Annotated in this window: 20 protein-coding genes; 1 reads left to right on the top strand and 19 read right to left on the bottom strand. The window is 67.4% G+C overall.

Annotated features, from left to right (window positions below; genetic code table 11):
• Positions 1-5: 5 nt before the first annotated feature.
• From rplE to ACFWP7_RS12730, 19 genes are all read right to left on the bottom strand, one after another.
• Entirely contained in the window at positions 6-563 is a 558-nt protein-coding gene (gene rplE, locus ACFWP7_RS12820; protein ID WP_365442181.1) for a 50S ribosomal protein L5, read from the bottom strand.
• The gene (gene rplX, locus ACFWP7_RS12815; protein ID WP_266455993.1) at positions 563-886 is read right to left on the bottom strand and encodes a 50S ribosomal protein L24; all 324 of its coding nucleotides are present in this window, start codon (positions 884-886) and stop codon (positions 563-565) included. The genes rplE and rplX overlap by 1 nt, the downstream gene beginning before the upstream one ends.
• A gap of 2 nt (positions 887-888) precedes the next feature.
• Entirely contained in the window at positions 889-1,257 is a 369-nt protein-coding gene (gene rplN / locus ACFWP7_RS12810) for a 50S ribosomal protein L14 (RefSeq protein WP_003992364.1), read from the bottom strand.
• A 121-nt stretch (positions 1,258-1,378) separates the two neighbouring features.
• On the bottom strand, positions 1,379-1,663 hold the full coding sequence (rpsQ, locus tag ACFWP7_RS12805) for a 30S ribosomal protein S17 (RefSeq protein ID WP_327431000.1): 285 nt from the start codon (positions 1,661-1,663) through the stop codon (positions 1,379-1,381).
• Positions 1,663-1,887, bottom strand: coding sequence for a 50S ribosomal protein L29 (gene rpmC, locus ACFWP7_RS12800; RefSeq protein WP_003998824.1), 225 nt, complete (start codon positions 1,885-1,887; stop codon positions 1,663-1,665). The genes rpsQ and rpmC overlap by 1 nt, the downstream gene beginning before the upstream one ends.
• Positions 1,887-2,306 (bottom strand): 50S ribosomal protein L16, encoded by a 420-nt coding sequence (gene rplP / locus ACFWP7_RS12795; RefSeq protein WP_099500627.1) that lies wholly within the window; start codon positions 2,304-2,306, stop codon positions 1,887-1,889. Before rplP ends, rpmC begins: the two co-directional genes overlap by 1 nt.
• A gap of 5 nt (positions 2,307-2,311) precedes the next feature.
• Complete coding sequence (gene rpsC, locus ACFWP7_RS12790) at positions 2,312-3,166, bottom strand: 30S ribosomal protein S3 (RefSeq protein ID WP_384380408.1); 855 nt, start codon at positions 3,164-3,166, stop codon at positions 2,312-2,314.
• The gene (gene rplV / locus ACFWP7_RS12785; protein WP_266456014.1) at positions 3,166-3,513 is read right to left on the bottom strand and encodes a 50S ribosomal protein L22; all 348 of its coding nucleotides are present in this window, start codon (positions 3,511-3,513) and stop codon (positions 3,166-3,168) included. The genes rpsC and rplV overlap by 1 nt, the downstream gene beginning before the upstream one ends.
• Before the next feature lie 42 nt (positions 3,514-3,555).
• On the bottom strand, positions 3,556-3,837 hold the full coding sequence (gene rpsS, locus ACFWP7_RS12780; protein ID WP_384380405.1) for a 30S ribosomal protein S19: 282 nt from the start codon (positions 3,835-3,837) through the stop codon (positions 3,556-3,558).
• A 12-nt stretch (positions 3,838-3,849) separates the two neighbouring features.
• A complete protein-coding gene (rplB, locus tag ACFWP7_RS12775; RefSeq protein ID WP_043676819.1) occupies positions 3,850-4,686 on the bottom strand; it encodes a 50S ribosomal protein L2 in 837 nt (278 codons plus the stop codon).
• Between the two features lie 39 nt (positions 4,687-4,725).
• Entirely contained in the window at positions 4,726-5,142 is a 417-nt protein-coding gene (gene rplW / locus ACFWP7_RS12770; RefSeq protein WP_266456020.1) for a 50S ribosomal protein L23, read from the bottom strand.
• Positions 5,142-5,807, bottom strand: coding sequence for a 50S ribosomal protein L4 (gene rplD, locus ACFWP7_RS12765; protein WP_384380400.1), 666 nt, complete (start codon positions 5,805-5,807; stop codon positions 5,142-5,144). The genes rplW and rplD overlap by 1 nt, the downstream gene beginning before the upstream one ends.
• Before the next feature lie 4 nt (positions 5,808-5,811).
• Positions 5,812-6,456: a 50S ribosomal protein L3 gene (gene rplC / locus ACFWP7_RS12760; protein WP_365442167.1), complete on the bottom strand. Its 645-nt coding sequence runs from the start codon at positions 6,454-6,456 to the stop codon at positions 5,812-5,814.
• A gap of 17 nt (positions 6,457-6,473) precedes the next feature.
• The gene (gene rpsJ / locus ACFWP7_RS12755) at positions 6,474-6,782 is read right to left on the bottom strand and encodes a 30S ribosomal protein S10 (RefSeq protein ID WP_003948644.1); all 309 of its coding nucleotides are present in this window, start codon (positions 6,780-6,782) and stop codon (positions 6,474-6,476) included.
• Between the two features lie 445 nt (positions 6,783-7,227).
• Positions 7,228-8,418: an acyltransferase family protein gene (locus tag ACFWP7_RS12750; RefSeq protein ID WP_384380397.1), complete on the bottom strand. Its 1,191-nt coding sequence runs from the start codon at positions 8,416-8,418 to the stop codon at positions 7,228-7,230.
• Between the two features lie 244 nt (positions 8,419-8,662).
• Positions 8,663-8,869 (bottom strand): hypothetical protein, encoded by a 207-nt coding sequence (locus tag ACFWP7_RS12745; protein ID WP_384380394.1) that lies wholly within the window; start codon positions 8,867-8,869, stop codon positions 8,663-8,665.
• A gap of 76 nt (positions 8,870-8,945) precedes the next feature.
• Positions 8,946-9,425: a hypothetical protein gene (locus tag ACFWP7_RS12740; RefSeq protein WP_384380391.1), complete on the bottom strand. Its 480-nt coding sequence runs from the start codon at positions 9,423-9,425 to the stop codon at positions 8,946-8,948.
• Between the two features lie 13 nt (positions 9,426-9,438).
• Positions 9,439-9,978: a hypothetical protein gene (locus tag ACFWP7_RS12735; RefSeq protein WP_384380388.1), complete on the bottom strand. Its 540-nt coding sequence runs from the start codon at positions 9,976-9,978 to the stop codon at positions 9,439-9,441.
• An 8-nt stretch (positions 9,979-9,986) separates the two neighbouring features.
• Entirely contained in the window at positions 9,987-14,483 is a 4,497-nt protein-coding gene (locus ACFWP7_RS12730) for a DUF6531 domain-containing protein (RefSeq protein ID WP_384380385.1), read from the bottom strand.
• A 430-nt stretch (positions 14,484-14,913) separates the two neighbouring features.
• Here ACFWP7_RS12730 and ACFWP7_RS12725 point away from each other — a divergent pair, with 430 nt between their 5' ends.
• Positions 14,914-16,137, top strand: coding sequence for a cytochrome P450 (locus tag ACFWP7_RS12725; RefSeq protein WP_384380382.1), 1,224 nt, complete (start codon positions 14,914-14,916; stop codon positions 16,135-16,137).
• Positions 16,138-16,286 lie beyond the last annotated feature (149 nt).

The following is a 16,286-nucleotide window of genomic DNA, read 5'->3' as shown; positions in this document are numbered from 1 at the left end:
CTCGGTTACGCCTCCTTGAAGGGGAAGCCGAGGTGACGGAGAAGGGCACGGCCCTCAGCGTCGTTGGTCGCCGTGGTGACCACGGTGATGTCCATACCCCGGACGCGGTCGATCTTGTCCTGGTCGATCTCGTGGAACATGACCTGCTCCGTGAGACCGAAGGTGTAGTTGCCACGCCCGTCGAACTGCTTGGGGGACAGACCACGGAAGTCGCGGATGCGCGGAAGCGCGAGCGACAGGGTGCGGTCCAGGAACTCCCACATGCGGTCGCCACGGAGCGTGACGTGGGCACCGATCGGCTGACCTTCACGCAGCTTGAACTGCGCGATGGACTTGCGGGCCTTGGTGACGGCCGGCTTCTGACCGGTGATCGTGGTCAGGTCACGGACGGCACCGTCCATGAGCTTCGAGTCACGGGCGGCGTCGCCGACACCCATGTTGACCACGATCTTGACGAGCCCGGGAACCTGCATGACGTTCGCGTACGCGAACTCTTCAAGCAGCTTGCCCGCGATCTCCTCGCGGTACTTCGTCTTGAGACGCGGAGTCGTGGTGGTAGTCATCAGATGTCCTCACCCGTCCGCTTGGCAACGCGGATCTTGTTGCCCTCATCGTCGAAGCGGTAACCGACACGCGTGACAACCTTGTTGCCGTCCTTCTCAACGACCAGCTGGACGTTGGAGACGTGGACGGGCGCCTCGGTGGTGACGATGCCGCCGGCCTGCGAACCCTTCGCGGTCGGGCCGGCCTTGGTGTGCTTCTTGACCCGGTTGACACCCTCGACCAGGACGCGGTCCTCGCGGGGGTAGGCCGCAATGACCTTGCCCTGCTTGCCCTTGTCCTTGCCGGTGATGACCTGAACCGTGTCACCCTTCTTGATCTTCATGCTTACAGCACCTCCGGCGCGAGCGAGATGATCTTCATGAACTTCTTCTCGCGCAGCTCCCGGCCCACCGGGCCGAAGATACGGGTGCCACGAGGGTCGCCGTCGTTCTTGAGAATGACAGCGGCGTTCTCGTCGAAGCGGATGTACGAGCCGTCCGGACGGCGGCGCTCCTTGACGGTGCGAACGATGACCGCCTTGATGACGTCACCCTTCTTCACGTTGCCACCGGGGATCGCGTCCTTGACGGTGGCGACGATGACGTCGCCGATGCCCGCGTAGCGGCGACCTGAGCCACCGAGCACACGGATGCAAAGGATTTCCTTCGCACCAGTGTTGTCGGCGACACGCAGTCGCGACTCCTGCTGGATCACGTCTATCTCCTGATTGTCTGCCGGTTCCCGGGGCGGGGGCACCGGTTAAGGCGCTCCCGCCCCGAGCCTGGCGGAACCAACTTCAGGGGCCCCTAGAATTTTTTTCCAGGGCCTGAAGTAATTACTTGGCCTTCTCGAGGATCTCGACGATGCGCCAGCGCTTCGTCGAGGACAGCGGCCGGGTCTCCATCAGGAGGACACGGTCGCCGACGCCGGCGGCGTTCTGCTCGTCGTGGGCCTTGAGCTTGCTGGTACGGCGGATGACCTTGCCGTACAGCGCGTGCTTCACGCGGTCCTCGACGGCGACGACGACGGTCTTGTCCATCTTGTCGCTGACGACGAGACCCTCACGGGTCTTGCGGAAGCCACGGGCTTCAGCGGTCTCAGTCACATTGCTCTCACTCATCAGGCGCTCTCCACCGTCTCGATGCCCAGCTCGCGCTCACGCATCAGGGTGTAGATCCGCGCGATGTCCTTGCGGACGGCCTTGAGCCGCCCGTGGTTCTCGAGCTGACCGGTCGCCGCCTGGAAGCGGAGGTTGAACAGCTCTTCCTTGGCTTCGCGAAGCTTCGCGAGAAGCTCCTCGTCACCCAGTTCGCGCAGCTCGGACGCCTTGGTACCGGCCGACATCACGCTTCACCTGCCTCGCGCTTGACGATCCGGCACTTCATCGGCAGCTTGTGGGCTGCGCGAGTGAGGGCCTCACGGGCGATCTTCTCGTTGGGATAGGACAGTTCGAACATGACCCGGCCCGGGTGCACGTTCGCGACCCACCACTCGGGCGAACCCTTACCGGAACCCATGCGGGTCTCGGCAGGCTTCTTGGTCAGCGGGCGGTCCGGGTAGATGTTGATCCAGACCTTGCCGCCACGCTTGATGTGGCGGGTCATCGCGATACGCGCCGCCTCGATCTGGCGGTTGGTCACGTACGCCGGCGTGAGGGCCTGAATGCCGTACTCGCCGAACGAAACCTGCGTACCGCCCTTGGCCTGACCACGGCGCTTCGGGTGGTGCTGCTTGCGGTGCTTGACCCTACGGGGGATCAGCATTTCGGTCAGGCCTCCGTTCCGGTGCTCTCAGCCGGAGCGGCAGCGGCGGCGGGAGCGTCGGCCTTGGGGGCCTCGGCAGCCGGCGCGGACTGCTGCTGCGGCTTGCGGCCGCGGCCGCCACGCTCGCCACCACGGGCACCGCCACGGGCCGGGCGGTCAGCGCCGCCACCCGCGCCACCGCGCGCCGGGCGGTTACCCGCACGGGCCGCGGCGTTCTCGGCGCGGACCTCGGCGATGTTCTTGACGTTGCCCTTGTAGATCCAGACCTTCACACCGATGCGGCCGAAGGTCGTCTTGGCCTCGAAGAAGCCGTAGTCGACGTTCGCGCGGAGGGTGTGCAGGGGCACACGGCCCTCGCGGTAGAACTCCGAGCGGGACATCTCGGCGCCGCCGAGACGGCCACCACACTGGATCTTGATGCCCTTGGCGCCGGCCTTCATCGACGACTGCATGCTCTTACGCATGGCGCGGCGGAAGGAGACGCGGGAGGACAGCTGCTCGGCAACGGCCTGAGCAACCAGCTGAGCGTCCGTCTCGGGGTTCTTGACCTCGAGGATGTTCAGCTGGACCTGCTTGCCCGTGAGCTTCTCGAGGTCGCCGCGGATGCGGTCGGCCTCGGCGCCACGGCGGCCGATGACGATGCCGGGACGCGCGGTGTGGATGTCCACCCGCACGCGGTCACGGGTGCGCTCGATCTCAACCTTCGAGATGCCGGCGCGCTCCATGCCGGACGTCATCATCCGACGGATGGCGACGTCTTCCTTGACGTAGTCCTTGTACAGCTTGTCGGCGTACCAACGGGACTTGAAGTCCGTGGTAATGCCGAGCCGGAACCCATGCGGGTTAACCTTCTGGCCCATTACCGGGTTCCTTCCTTGCTGCTGACGACCACGGTGATGTGGCTGGTCCGCTTGCGGATCCGGTAGGCACGGCCCTGGGCACGCGGACGGAACCGCTTCAGGGTCGGACCTTCGTCGACGTACGCCTCAGAGATGACGAGGCTGCCGGCGTCGGTGTGGTCGTAGTTGTGCGCGGCGTTGGCGATGGCGCTGTCAAGCACCTTGCCAACCGGCACGCTCGCGGCCTGCGCGGCGAAACGCAGGACCGCCTGAGCCTCCGTGGCATCCATGCCACGGATAAGGTCCACCACGCGGCGGGCCTTCATGGGCGTAACGCGGATGTACCGCGCCTGGGCCCTGGCTTCCATGGTTGTCCTTCCAGTGTCTGTCATGGTCGAATCCACCCCGCGCTAGCGGCGCTTCGTCTTCCGGTCGTCCTTGACGTGACCCCGGAAGGTGCGCGTCGGCGAGAACTCGCCGAGCTTGTGGCCGACCATCGACTCGGTGACAAACACCGGGATGTGGATCTTGCCGTTGTGCACCGCGATCGTGTGACCGAGCATGGCCGGGATGATCATCGAGCGACGGGACCAGGTCTTGATGACGTTCTTGGTACCGGCTTCGTTCTGTACGTCCACCTTCTTTACGAGGTGTCCGTCGACGAAGGGCCCCTTCTTGAGACTGCGCGGCATCTAAACCCGCTCCTAGCGCTTCTTGTTCGACTTGCGGCGGCGGACGATGTACTTGCTCGAAGCCTTCTTCGGCGAGCGAGTACGACCCTCCTTCTGACCCCACGGGGAGACCGGGTGGCGACCACCGGAGGTCTTGCCCTCACCACCACCGTGCGGGTGGTCAACCGGGTTCATCGCCACACCGCGAACGGACGGGCGGACGCCCAGCCAGCGCTTGCGGCCGGCCTTGCCCCAGTTGATGTTGCTCTGCTCGGCGTTGCCGACCTCGCCGACCGTGGCGCGGCAGCGCTGGTCGACCAGGCGGATCTCACCGGAGGGCATGCGGAGGTGGGCCATGGTGCCCTCCTTCGCGAGCAGCTGCACCGAGGCACCGGCGGAGCGGGCGAACTTGGCGCCGCCACCCGGACGGAGCTCGATCGCGTGGATCGTGGTACCGACCGGGATGTTGCGGAGCGCCAGGTTGTTGCCCGGCTTGATGTCGGCCCCGGGACCGTTCTCGACGCGGTCACCCTGCGACAGGTTGCGGGGGGCGAGGATGTAACGCTTCTCGCCGTCCGCGTAGTGCAGCAGCGCGATGCGCGCGGTGCGGTTGGGGTCGTACTCGATGTGCGCGACCTTCGCCGGCACGCCGTCCTTGTCGTGACGACGGAAGTCGATCACTCGGTAGGCGCGCTTGTGTCCGCCACCCTGGTGGCGAACGGTCACACGACCGGAATTGTTACGGCCGCCCTTGCTGTGCAGGGGGCGAACCAGCGACTTCTCCGGCGTGGACCGCGTGACCTCGACGAAGTCGGCGACGCTGGAGCCACGGCGGCCCGGCGTAGTCGGCTTGTACTTGCGGATTCCCATTTCTCAGTCCTCGTCCGATATTCGGACCAGGGCGCTCCGTTAGGAGGCCTGGCCGAAGATGTCGATACGGTCGCCCTCAGCGAGGGTCACGATCGCGCGCTTGGTGTCAGCACGCTTACCGAAACCGCTCTTGGTCCGCTTGCGCTTACCCTGACGGTTGATCGTGTTGACGCCGGTGACCTTGACCGAGAAGACCGCCTGGACGGCCTGCTTGATCTGGGTCTTGTTGGCGCCCGGCGCGACGACGAAGGTGTACTTGCCCTCGTCGAGCAGCGCGTAGCTCTTCTCGGAGACGACCGGCTTGAGAAGGACGTCACGGTGGTCCGTGAAGCTCTTGCTCAGCGGCGTCTCGACGGTGTTCTTGCCCTCGGTCTCGTGGCGCTTCGCCTTGGCGATGCGCGCGACCTTCTTGGCCTTGGCGGCCTTCGAGGCAATGCTCGGGTGACGCGTAGCCATCAGGCTTCGCTCCCTTCGGTGTCAGCAGCCGATCCAGCCGGCGCGCCAGACACGAAGGACTCGAAGGCGGCCTGGGTGAAGACCACGTCGTCCGAGACGAGAACGTCGTACGTGTTCAGCTGGCCCGGCTCCAGGATGTGGACCTGGGGCAGGTTGCGCGCGGAAAGCAGCGCGGTCTCGTTCGAGCGCTCGATGACCAGGAGCACGTTCTTGCGCTCCGAGATCTTGCCGAGGAAGCTCTTCGCGGCCTTGGTGGAGATGGCCTCGCCGTCGATCACGTCGGTGATGACGTGGATGCGAGCGTTGCGGGCCCGGTCGGTGAGGGCGTGGCGCAGGGCCGCGGCCTTCATCTTCTTCGGGGTCCGCTGCGAGTAGTCACGCGGCGTGGGGCCGTGGACGACGCCACCGCCGGCGAACTGCGGGGCGCGGGTCGAACCCTGACGGGCGCGGCCGGTGCCCTTCTGGCGGTAAGGCTTGCGGCCACCACCGCGGACCTCGCCACGACGCTTGACCTTGTGCGTGCCCTGACGGGCAGCGGCCAGCTGTGCGACGACGACCTGGTGGAGCAGCGGGATGCTGATCTTCTCTACGTCGAAGATCTCGGCCGGGAGCTCAACGGTCCCGGCGATGTCGCCGGAGGGCGACTGAATGTCAATGGTGGTCATGTCCTCAGACCCCCTTGGCCGCGGTACGGACCAGGACGAGGCCGCCGTTCGGACCGGGGATGGCTCCCTTGATGAGGAGCAGTCCCTTCTCCGCGTCAACAGCGTGAACGGTCAAATTCTGGGTGGTGACCCGCTCGTTGCCCATGCGGCCCGCCATGCGCATGCCCTTGAAGACACGGCCAGGGGTGGCACAGCCACCGATGGAGCCGGGAGAGCGGTGCTTGCGCTGGACACCGTGTCCGGCGCCGAGGCCCTTGAAGTTGTGACGCTTCATGACACCGGCGAAGCCCTTGCCCTTGCTCTTGCCGGTCACGTCCACCTTGACGCCGGCCTCGAAGGTCTCGGCGGTGATCTCCTGGCCGAGGGTGTACTCGCTGGCGTCAGCGGTACGGATCTCGACGAGGTGGCGGCGGGGGGTGACGTCGGCCTTGGCGAAGTGACCCTTGAGGGGCTTGTTCACCTTGCGAGGGTCGATCTCGCCGAAGGCGATCTGGACCGACTCGTAGCCGTCGGAGTCATTCGTACGGACCTGGGTCACGACGTTCGGACCGGCCTTGACGACGGTGACGGGAACAACACGGTTGTTCTCGTCCCACACCTGCGTCATGCCGAGCTTCTCGCCCAGGATGCCCTTGATCTGCTTAGCCATTCTCAGATCACCGGCCCTTAGAGCTTGATCTCGATGTCGACACCGGCCGGGAGGTCGAGTCGCATCAGGGAGTCAACGGTCTTGGGCGTCGGGTCGAGAATGTCGATCAGGCGCTTGTGCGTGCGCATCTCGAAGTGCTCGCGCGAGTCCTTGTACTTGTGCGGCGACTTGATGACGCAGTACACGTTCTTCTCAGTGGGCAGCGGCACCGGGCCCGCGACCGACGCACCAGTACGCGTCACCGTCTCGACGATCTTCTTCGCCGAGGAATCGATGACCTCGTGGTCGTAGGCCTTGAGCCGGATGCGGATCTTCTGTCCCGCCATGGCTACTCAGTAGTCCTTTGTCTAGTGAAACGCTCCGGAACCCGGGGGTTCGCGTCCTGTCCTCCGACCCACGCGGTCGGGTGTGTCGCGCTCCTGCCGCACAGATATCCGTTACGAATTTCCCTGCGAGGGACGCGGCTCGCCCGAAAGCAACCGCTGGACCGGGGGCTGAACACCCACCGGGTGCCTGGCCTGCACCCCGCTGACACTTCCCGAAAGATTCCCGTACGTCCGCCCCAGCGCTGCCTTACGGCAGTTGGGGCGACGAGTACTGTGGGACTCGCTTCCGGTCCTCCCGACGGGAGGCGCGCAGCATCGGCGCTCGACCGAGCAACTCCGACAGTCTGCCATACGGGGCACGGGCCTGGCTAATCGAGCCGGAGAGAATACCCCGAAGGTGACGCACGTCAAACACAGGCTCGGTCGATCGAAGCCCGCCCCCGGATCAGGCCATGCTCCGTGCCTCTCGCAACCGGGCGAAGGATCTGTCCAGCCCCTTCTTCACCAGCCGCGCCACGGGGCGTTCCACGAAGCGGTGGACCAGATAGCTCAGGAGCAGGAACCCGGCGATGACGGCGGCGACGAGCAGCCGGGCGTCCATGGTGTCCCGAAGGCGGTTGATCACCGTCGTACCGGCCGCGTAGTGCATCAGATAGAGCGGGTAGGTCATGGTGCCGGCGGTGACCAGCCACTTCCACTGCATGCGGTCGGTCATACCGAGTGCGACACCGACCATGAACAGCAGGAACACCGTGAAGATCAGCACGCTGCCCCGCCAGCTGGACACGTGCTCGACCGCGTCGATCCGATGCCCCAGCTCCATCTGGGCCATCAGCCAGCACATGGCGAGGATGCCCCACAGCAGCAGGTCCTGGCCGAAGCGGTGCATGAGGTAGAGGACGAGGCCCGCGATGAAGTACCAGGCACCGTCGGGGTTGGCGACGACCACCAGCAGACGGAAGTCGGACTCCGGGGCGATCATCGCCGCCGCCCCCCACACGCAGCAGAACACGACGACCTTGCGGTACGTCAGACCGGTCGCGACGACCAGCATGAAGAGCAGGTAGAAGCGCACTTCCGACCAGAGGGTCCAGTAGACGCCGTCGACATCCTGCACGCCCGAACCGGACTGCAGCATCGTGAGGTTGAACAGGATCTCCCGCGGCTTCAGTCGCTCCCACACCCCCGGCAGGGCCATCAGCACGCCCGTGGTGAAGAGGACGGCGAACCAGTACGCCGGGTAGAGGCGGATCACCCGCGAGACGAAGAACTGCCGGGGAGAGCGCCCCCAGCACGACATACAGATCACGAATCCGCTGATCACGAAGAAGATCTCGACGCCGATCCAGCCGTACGTGGCGAAGCGGAACACGTTGGGCATGATGTCCGACACCGGACGGCCCCAGACGGCGTTGCCAGGCTGGTTCATCCGTTTCGTACCGGCGAAGTGGTGCACGGCGACCATGAGCGCGGCGGCTATCCGGATGCCGTCGAGGGCGTACAGCCGGCTGCGGGCGCGCTGGGCCCGTGCGGGCTTCCCGTCCCGGACGCTCGCGGGCGGCTGCGCCGACCGCTCGGCAGCGGCGACGCCGGTCCGCCAGTCCGACTCGGCGAGCGGGGGAAGCGGCTGTTTCAACCCACCTGCGCCCTGCATGGGTTATCGCCGATCCTCCTGCGGCGCCGCGCATGAGCACCTACCCACCCTCACAGAGACTCCCGGAACCAAGCGGCCCCGAGCCAACCTAGGCTACGACCGCCACAACCACCCCACAGCGACCAGAAAAGAACATTACTCACACAGTCGCCGGACAGTTGACCCAACGTCCAACAAGGAGCCCACCGGCGTTCCCCAGGACTTCACTTGACGACGCGCGAGGGCTTCAGCTCCGGAAACCGTGCGAGCCGAACGACGCCTCCAAGGTGTGGGCGTAGGCACGGAAGGCTCTCTTTCCGTACTCGGGTGCGGTCGAGTCGGGACGCAGAATGCCCGGGAGGAAAGCGACCCGCCACATCTTGAACGTGTCGGCGACGCTGCTCCGGCCCGCGTCGTCCGCGAGATCGACGGCAAGGGCGAGAGCTGCGGCCACGACTTCCGGCCCCTGTAGGGCGTCCGCCCTCACGGTTTCCTGGACAGAGGGGCCCCGGCCGCACGGGTCCACCCGCTCAAGAACGGCGCCCACGCAGCGCTTTCCAGGCGTCCCCGACCGCGTCCCCGACCGCGTCCGCGGACCGCAGCCACCAGCCCTCCAACTTGTTCCGCACCGCCACGAACACCCACCGACGCTTGAACCACGGCGGCAGTTGCGGGAACGGTACGAACGTCAGCGTGTCGTCGATGGCGTCCTCGGCGATGCCACGATGGCCCTCCGCACGCAGCGTGGCGTACAGCTCCGGCGTCAATTCGCCATTGAGTCGGGCCGCGGTGCCCGCCGCGGTGAACGCGAACCCCCGCTGAGCGAGGTCCGGCAACTGCATCGCCCTGACGATCCGAGGCGAGGCCTCCTCCAGCGAACAGTTGAAGGCCAACCCGATCACTGTCGTACCGAGATGACCCTCGCCACGCTCGAACGCCGTGTCCACCTCGGCGGGATCGTCCATACCCAGCAGACCCTCGCCGCTTTCCCAGTTCCACTCGGACGCCATGACCGCTCCCTGCTCAGTCCCAGGGCTCCCGCACCGGCTTGCGCTTCCACCACTCCCCCAGCTCGGCCTCGGGCTTCTCCTTGGTCGGACGTACCCAGGGGCGGAGCGTGAGTTCCGGGTCCGGGACACTCGCTGCCCGAAAGCGTGCGTCCAGCTGTGCCAGCAGCCGCCCCAGCGCACCTTCGCGCGCCTCGGTGGGCAGCAGCTGCATCAAGTCGTCCAGCGAGTCCCGGGAGTCCAGGTCGTTGTCGTAGGCGCTGATGGGATAGAAGTCCTCGCTCGACCAGCCCGGCTCCATCCTGCGCACCACGCGCTCCCAGGACGCGAACCGGTCCGCCACCGAGTACACGGGAGCCGTTATCTTCTCCCGCAACCGCGGTGCGACCCGCGACCGTTCCAACTCCAGCCGCTCCGCATCAAGGCGGGCGATCGCCGCGAGGACCGGTTCGGGCAACTCGGCCCACACGGCCCTGCTTTCCGGCGCCGCCCAGAACACGTCGAACGGTGCACGCCTACTGCCCCGCCGAGCCCTGCCGCGCTCCGCTTCGCCCACGAATCCATTCACTCCTTCAGCTGTTTCAGGAAGTACTCGTAGCCGTCATCGGGCTGCATGAAGGTGCCATTCTCCCCTTCGCGGATCAGCATCGTCCCGGTGGCGTCGTCCCACCAGGCGAAACGTGCGTTGCCCGACGTGGTGCTGCGCATCCGGATTCCCTGCGTGTTGGTCATCAGGTCCTCCAGGTGCTCCGCGACGTCCAGGTCGTCGACACCCGGAATCCCCCGGTTCTTGATGTCACCGTGTGCGGCGATCTTGTCGGCGAGCATCGGCAGGTTGCCCGCCTGGCTCGCGGCGTCCGGTTTCCCGATCTCGTAGAGACCGAGCGGGTCGGCCAGGAGCAGGGGGTCGAGGACGTACAGGAACGGATTGGGGGAGGGCCCCAGGCCCAGCGGGTCCGGGGTGGCGTAGCGAGCCGTCTCCGGGTCGTAGTAGCGGTGGACGTTGTAGTGAAGACCCGTCTCCGCGTCGTGGTACTGCCCGGGGGAACGCAGCGGTGTATACGCACTGCTCCCGCTGTTCCAGGCGGTCACGCCCCACAGAGTGCTCCGCGCCTGCCAGGCGATACGACCGTCCTCACCGACCAGTTCGGTGGGAGCACCCGCGAGATCGGTGGCGATGGCGAAGAACCGCGCGTCGATCTCCTCGCGCGAGGCAGTGAGAAGCCGTTCGGTCTGGGCGATGGGCCGCAGACCCTCGTGATCCCAGGACAGGGCCACGGAGTGCGGGCACGCGGAGTCGGTGGTGAGCTGCTCGCAGAGGGTGCTGCCGTCCCAGGTGAAATCGGTCTGCTCCACCACGGTGGTGCCGTCCGCGCCGATCCGCTGTTTGGCGATACGGCGCCCCATCGGGTCGTACTGGTACCGCCACAATGTCCCGTCGGGGGTGCGGACGGAGACGAGCCGGTCCTCCGCGTCCCAGGTGTACGTCCAGGTCTCGGGCTTGCGCGAGAGCCGGGTGCGGTGGCGGCGAACGACCCGCCCCTGGTCGTCGTAGGAGTAGCGGGTGTCACCGGCACGGAACAACCGCGCGCCCTCGGTGTGGCGTTGGCCCACAGCCGCTTGGCCAGGATGCTGGCCGGGCCAGGCAGCGCTCGTCTGAGCACCGTCTTTTTCGTAGGTGTAGGACTCCGTCCATCCCTCTGCCCTGACGGCCGTGGTGCGGCCGGCCGCGTCCAGGTCGAAGCTCCGGCTCTCACCGCCCGGGCCGTCGATTCCGACCAGGTGTCCGTCCACGCGGTAGCGGTAGGAACGGTCGCGCAGCGTGCGACCCTCACCGGTGGTGACCGCCTGCGCGATGACTCTCCCGAGGCCGTCGTACGCGCGCGTCAGCGACAGAGCGTCGTCCACGTCGAGGGACAGGAGCCGCCCCGCCGCGTCATGGCCGAAGTCGAGGGTTCGGCCTGCTGTGTGCAGCCGGGCGAGGTCGCCGCGACCGTCGTAGCCCCATGAACTCGTCGCACCGGTGGGAGTGGTACGGCTCAGCGGCCGGCCCGCGGCATCGTGGGTGAAGCTGATGGTCCGGCCGTTGACCGTCTCCGAGACCAGGCGCCCTTGCGGATCCCGCCGCAGCGTCACGGTTGCGTCAGGGCCCTCGGCCACGCAGAGCCGGTCGTTCAGGTCATAGGTGTACGTGCTGACCGCGCCGTCGGCGTCCTTGCCGACAACACGCCCGAACACGTCCCGTGTGATGCGAACCGTCTGCCCAAGGGCGTTGGCACGCAGGACGACCTGGCCCTTGGCGTCATGGCCGTAGGTCTGTGTGCGGCCGTCGAAGTCGGTCTCCGACACGAGCCGCCCCGCGTCGTCGTACCGATAGCTCCAGCGCCGCCCGTCCGGGCGACTCACGCCGAGCAGACGCAGCGAGGGGTCGTACTCGAAGTCGTGGCGGACGGAGTCGGAGCCCGTCCGCGCCGCGAGCAGGTTGAAGTGGGTGTACTCGAACCGTGTCACGGCCCCCATGGCGTCGGTGTGGCTGATCCGATTGCCCTCGGCGTCATAGGTCCACACCTCCGCCTGCCCGTCCGCTCCGGTGCGTCGCAGCAGTTCGCCGTCCGCACCCCATTCCATACGGGTCGGGTTGCCCAGGGGGTCGGTGACGCCTGCCACCCGGCCGAAGGCGTCGTGGGTGTAGCGCGTGACACCTCCCAGGGGGTCGGTGACATGTTCGGCCAGACCGGCCAGGTCGCATCGCACACGAGTGACGTATCCCGTGGGATCCGTGACCGTGGACAGGTGACCGGCGTCGTCGTAGGTGTAACGGGTCGTGGCGCCACCGGGCTTGACGATCGTGACGCAATTGCCGCGGGCGTCGTACTCCCGGCGCTGGACTTGCCCGTCGGTGCCGGTGATGGCAACAGGGTTCCCCTGCGCGTCGTACGTGAGACTGACCGTCGCGCCGTCCGGACGTGTGACATCCAGCAGACGGCCGAGGTCGTCGTAGGTCTTGTCCGTGGTGTGGCCCAGCTGGTCCGTCCAGGACGTCAGGTGGTGGTGTTCGTCCCAGGCGGTGCGGGTGGTGCCGCCGAGCGGATCGATTTCCGCGACGACCTGGCAGTTGTCGTTGACGACGAACCTGCTGACGGCGCCCTCGGCGGTGGTGACGGTGGTGATCCTGGCACCGGGCCAGGCCGGGTCGGTGCTGTCGTAGTCCAGGGTGAGGCTGATGTGGCCGGCCTCGCCACCCTCCGCCACACAGCGGCCCGCCCTGTCGTACTCGTAGGAGTAGCTGCGGCCGTTGCGGTCGGTCCAGGACGTGATGCGATACCGCTCGTCATAAGTGAACTCCATCGCGTGGCCTGTGGCGTTGATGACCGTGGTGAGGCAGTCGCCGGAGTACTCGTACCTGCGCAGTTCGAGGTCGGATCCCTCCTCGCCCGCCCCGGCCAGGTGGAGGGCCGTGACACGGCCGTCGACAGCGGCCAGCTTGAGGTGGTACCCGCCGGAATGCCGGATCGCGAGCGGGGTCCCGTCGGAGGCGTGGTCGAAGTCGATGGTGTCGCCGTTGCGGTCGGATATTCGCTCCAGCAGGGCGATGCCATCGACGGGGGGCCCGAAGCGGCGGGTTACCCCGATGGGGTCTTCGACGCGGTAGCCGCCGTTGTCGAGACGCATCAGACCGTGGCGGGGGCCGGCCTCGGGGAGCACCTGGTGCTGCGTGCCGGTGGGGTGGGCGTAGGCGAGGAGCAGCCCGTCCTCGGTGACGAAGACGATGCCGTCCTCGTCGATTTCGAGGCGCTGGTCGATGGTGGAGGCCCAGGTGGGGCCGAACCACCAGCCGGTGCGGTAGGTGGAGGCGGCCCGGCGGGTGAAGGCCAGCGGCAGGCTTGCGGCCAGCGAGACATCGGTCTCCGGCAGAAACATCGCGCCGGTGGCCATGTCGATCGGGTCACTGCCCTTGGAGCGCACCACGTTTTTGGCCCGGTTGTAGGCGCCCTTCGCACCGTCGGCGATAGCGCCACGGGCCGATTTGCCGAGCCCGCGCGCTGCGAGTCCCATGCCCTTCAGCCCGCCCCTGAGTCCCTTCATCGCAGCCATGCCGCCCTTGAGGCCCTTGGCGAGTCCGCCGAGGGTTGTCAGGCCCTTCATGCCGGGTATGCAGTCCAGCGCCGCGAAGGCCACGTCCCATAGGGAGGCCTGGCCTTTCGCGTATTTGTTGAGGGTGTCAGCGAGGACGACGAGAGCCGCGATCAGCACGATCGCGCCGAGGATCGGCCCCCCGATGATCATCGCGATGATTCCGACGACCGCGACGACGACTTTGCAGACCGTGACGATGGTGTCCCAGTTGTCGGAGAACCAGTCCCCGACCTCCTCCCACCACTTCCGGTTACGGATCCCCGCATCCGACGCCTCATCGATCTTGGTCTTCGTCTCGCGCGCCGCTTCCTCGCGCATGGTGCGCGCGTCCTCGGCCATCTTCTTCGCCGCGTCCAGCGCGTTCTGTGCCGAGCTGACGTCCGACTGGGCGGACGTCTGGGCCGACTTGGCATGCTGCGCGTCCCGGGTGGCTGCCCGGACCTTGGCCTCATCGGGCTTCTCGGTGCTCTTGCTGCCGGTCGGGTCGTCCTTGTACTTGTCGGCTTCCTTGCCGGCCTTCGTCACCCACGAATCGGCCGACGAGAGACGGGACTTGGCCGAGCTCAGGTCGGCCTGCGCCGCACGCCCATTGGCCAGCGCCCGGTCGGCGAGGGCCTGCGCACGCTCCAGCTTCGGCCAGTACGCCGCCAGCGCATCCCCCGCCATGTCATACGACGTCTTCAGCTTCTTCAGCTGCTTCGGCACACCCGAAAACTGATCCTGGAACGCCTTCGCGGACTTCCCCGCCCACTGCAGGACCGCCTCCTCGTCCGCCATCCCCTTGATCAGACGCAGCCCGTCCCCGACATCGTCCGCGAAGTCCTGCAGATTCTTTGCCAGCGACCGCACCCGGTCCGGATCACCAGGCGTGGGGTCCCTGTCCAGATCCAGGACATGCCAGTCACTCGGCCGATTCCCCGCCACGCCGCAACCCCCGTCACGCCCGTCCCACCAACTGTCGTACGCATCAGCGAATTTACAGGAAGAGGGACGCCCGCCGTAGGTCAGCGCTCAGCGGCGTACAACCACCCCCTCTCCGCCACCGACGCGGAACACCTCGCCCCGGGTGTCGCCGCCTGGCTGAACCGAACCCTCACCCCCACCGCCGTACGACACGCCCTGACCACGGACCTGCCACCGCAAGACCAACGCCGCCCAGCAGCCCTCCTCGCCCCCCGCCCAGTTGCCACCTCCACCACCGTTCCGCGCACCCGTACCATCCACCGCGCCGGCCATCCGGCAGCACATCTGAAGTCCGCCTCGGCGCCCGAAGCCTCCTCAGAGCCCCGAGCCTCGCACTCCGCCTGGAGCACCCCCACGCGACACCCGCCCTCCGCCGATCGATGGTGGACCCATGGCAGAAGACACCACCACCCTGACCGGCCAGCCTCCTCCCCCCGTACGGGACTGGCCGCCCCGCGAACTGCACGCGACCGACTTCGACCCGGTGCTCGCGGAGCTGATGCGCGAGGGGCCGCTGACCCGGATCCGGCTCCCCCACGGGGAGGGCTGGGCTTGGCTGGCGACCCGCCACGAGGATGTGAAGGCGATCACGAACGACCCCCGCTTCAGCCGCGCCGAGGTCGTCGACCGCCAAGTCACCCGTATCGCACCGCACTTCAAGCCGAAGCCCGGGTCACTGGCGTTCGCCGACCAGCCCGACCACAACCGGCTGCGCAAGGCGGTGGCGGCCGCGTACACCGTGGGAGCCGTGAAGCGGCTGCGCCCCCGCGCCCAGGAGACGCTCGACGCCCTCGTGGACGGGGTGGCGAAGGACGGTCCCCCCGCCGACCTCGTCGAGCGCGTCCTCGAACCCTTCCCCATCGCCGTCGTCTGCGAGGTCATGGGGGTACCCGAGGCCGACCGGGAGCAGATCCACGCGTGGACCCGGCAGATCATCTCCACCGCGGGCGGTGCCGAGGCCGCGGAGCTTGCCAAGGACGGGATGTACGGCTGGATCACCGAGGCCATTCACGAGCGGGCCGGAAGCCGAGCCGAGGACGTCCTCTCGCTCCTCGGCGCCGCCGTCGGCCGCGGTGACATCAGCGAGGCGGAGGCCATCGGCATCGCGGGGCCTCTTCAGATCGGCGGCGAGGCCGTCACCCACAACGTCGGCCAGATGCTCTACCTCATCCTGACCGACCCCGAGCTGCTCGATCGCCTGCGCTGCCAGCCCGAGTCCCGTCCCGCCGCCATCGACGAACTCCTGCGCTTCATCCCGCACCGCACCTCGGTCGGCCTGGCCCGCATCGCCCTGGAGGACATCGACATCCAGGGCGTACGCATCACCGCGGGCGACCCCGTCTACGTCTCCTACCTCGCCGCCAACCGCGACCCGGACGTCTTCCCCGACCCCGACCGCATCGACATCGACCGGGACACCAGCGCCCACCTCGCCTACGGCAACGGCCCCCACTACTGCACCGGCGCCGTCCTCGCCCGGATACAGACCGACCTCCTGATCAACACCCTCCTCGACCGGCTGCCGGGGCTGCGCCTCGCCGTCCCCGCCGACGAGGTCCCCTGGCGGCAGCGCACGATGATCCGCGGACCGGTGGCACTCCCCGTCACCTGGTGATCCGGAGCATGGCAGAAGGGCCCCGACGTCCGGGTGGGGTCCGGGGCGGAACGGAGCGATTTGAGGTGCTAACAGGCGGGCCAGCGCACAAGTTAGGTCTCGGGTTTTTGTTTTTTGACGGGCCGGCGCCCCCGGGGCGGGCACCCACA

This window comes from Streptomyces sp. NPDC058470 (assembly GCF_042721055.1).
Classification (GTDB): Bacteria; Actinomycetota; Actinomycetes; order Streptomycetales; family Streptomycetaceae; genus Streptomyces.
The sequence above is the reverse complement of the archived record's forward strand: the minus strand, read 5'-3'. Positions and strand labels throughout refer to the sequence as shown.

Excerpts from the sequence above, each read along its gene's own strand:
- rpsJ (WP_003948644.1), bottom strand. The coding sequence starts at position 6,782 with ATGGCGGGACAGAAGATCCGCATCCGGCTCAAGGCCTACGACCACGAG.
- rplV (WP_266456014.1), bottom strand. The coding sequence starts at position 3,513 with ATGGAAGCCAGGGCCCAGGCGCGGTACATCCGCGTTACGCCCATGAAG.
- rpsC (WP_384380408.1), bottom strand. The coding sequence starts at position 3,166 with ATGGGCCAGAAGGTTAACCCGCATGGGTTCCGGCTCGGCATTACCACG.
- rpmC (WP_003998824.1), bottom strand. The coding sequence starts at position 1,887 with ATGTCGGCCGGTACCAAGGCGTCCGAGCTGCGCGAACTGGGTGACGAG.
- rpsS (WP_384380405.1), bottom strand. The coding sequence starts at position 3,837 with ATGCCGCGCAGTCTCAAGAAGGGGCCCTTCGTCGACGGACACCTCGTA.
- rplC (WP_365442167.1), bottom strand. The coding sequence starts at position 6,456 with ATGGCTAAGCAGATCAAGGGCATCCTGGGCGAGAAGCTCGGCATGACG.
- rplB (WP_043676819.1), bottom strand. The coding sequence starts at position 4,686 with ATGGGAATCCGCAAGTACAAGCCGACTACGCCGGGCCGCCGTGGCTCC.
- ACFWP7_RS12740 (WP_384380391.1), bottom strand. The coding sequence starts at position 9,425 with ATGGCGTCCGAGTGGAACTGGGAAAGCGGCGAGGGTCTGCTGGGTATG.
- rplP (WP_099500627.1), bottom strand. The coding sequence starts at position 2,306 with ATGCTGATCCCCCGTAGGGTCAAGCACCGCAAGCAGCACCACCCGAAG.
- rpsQ (WP_327431000.1), bottom strand. The coding sequence starts at position 1,663 with ATGAGTGAGAGCAATGTGACTGAGACCGCTGAAGCCCGTGGCTTCCGC.
- rplW (WP_266456020.1), bottom strand. The coding sequence starts at position 5,142 with ATGGCTACGCGTCACCCGAGCATTGCCTCGAAGGCCGCCAAGGCCAAG.
- rplX (WP_266455993.1), bottom strand. The coding sequence starts at position 886 with ATGAAGATCAAGAAGGGTGACACGGTTCAGGTCATCACCGGCAAGGAC.
- rplE (WP_365442181.1), bottom strand. The coding sequence starts at position 563 with ATGACTACCACCACGACTCCGCGTCTCAAGACGAAGTACCGCGAGGAG.
- ACFWP7_RS12725 (WP_384380382.1), top strand. The coding sequence starts at position 14,914 with ATGGCAGAAGACACCACCACCCTGACCGGCCAGCCTCCTCCCCCCGTA.
- rplD (WP_384380400.1), bottom strand. The coding sequence starts at position 5,807 with ATGACCACCATTGACATTCAGTCGCCCTCCGGCGACATCGCCGGGACC.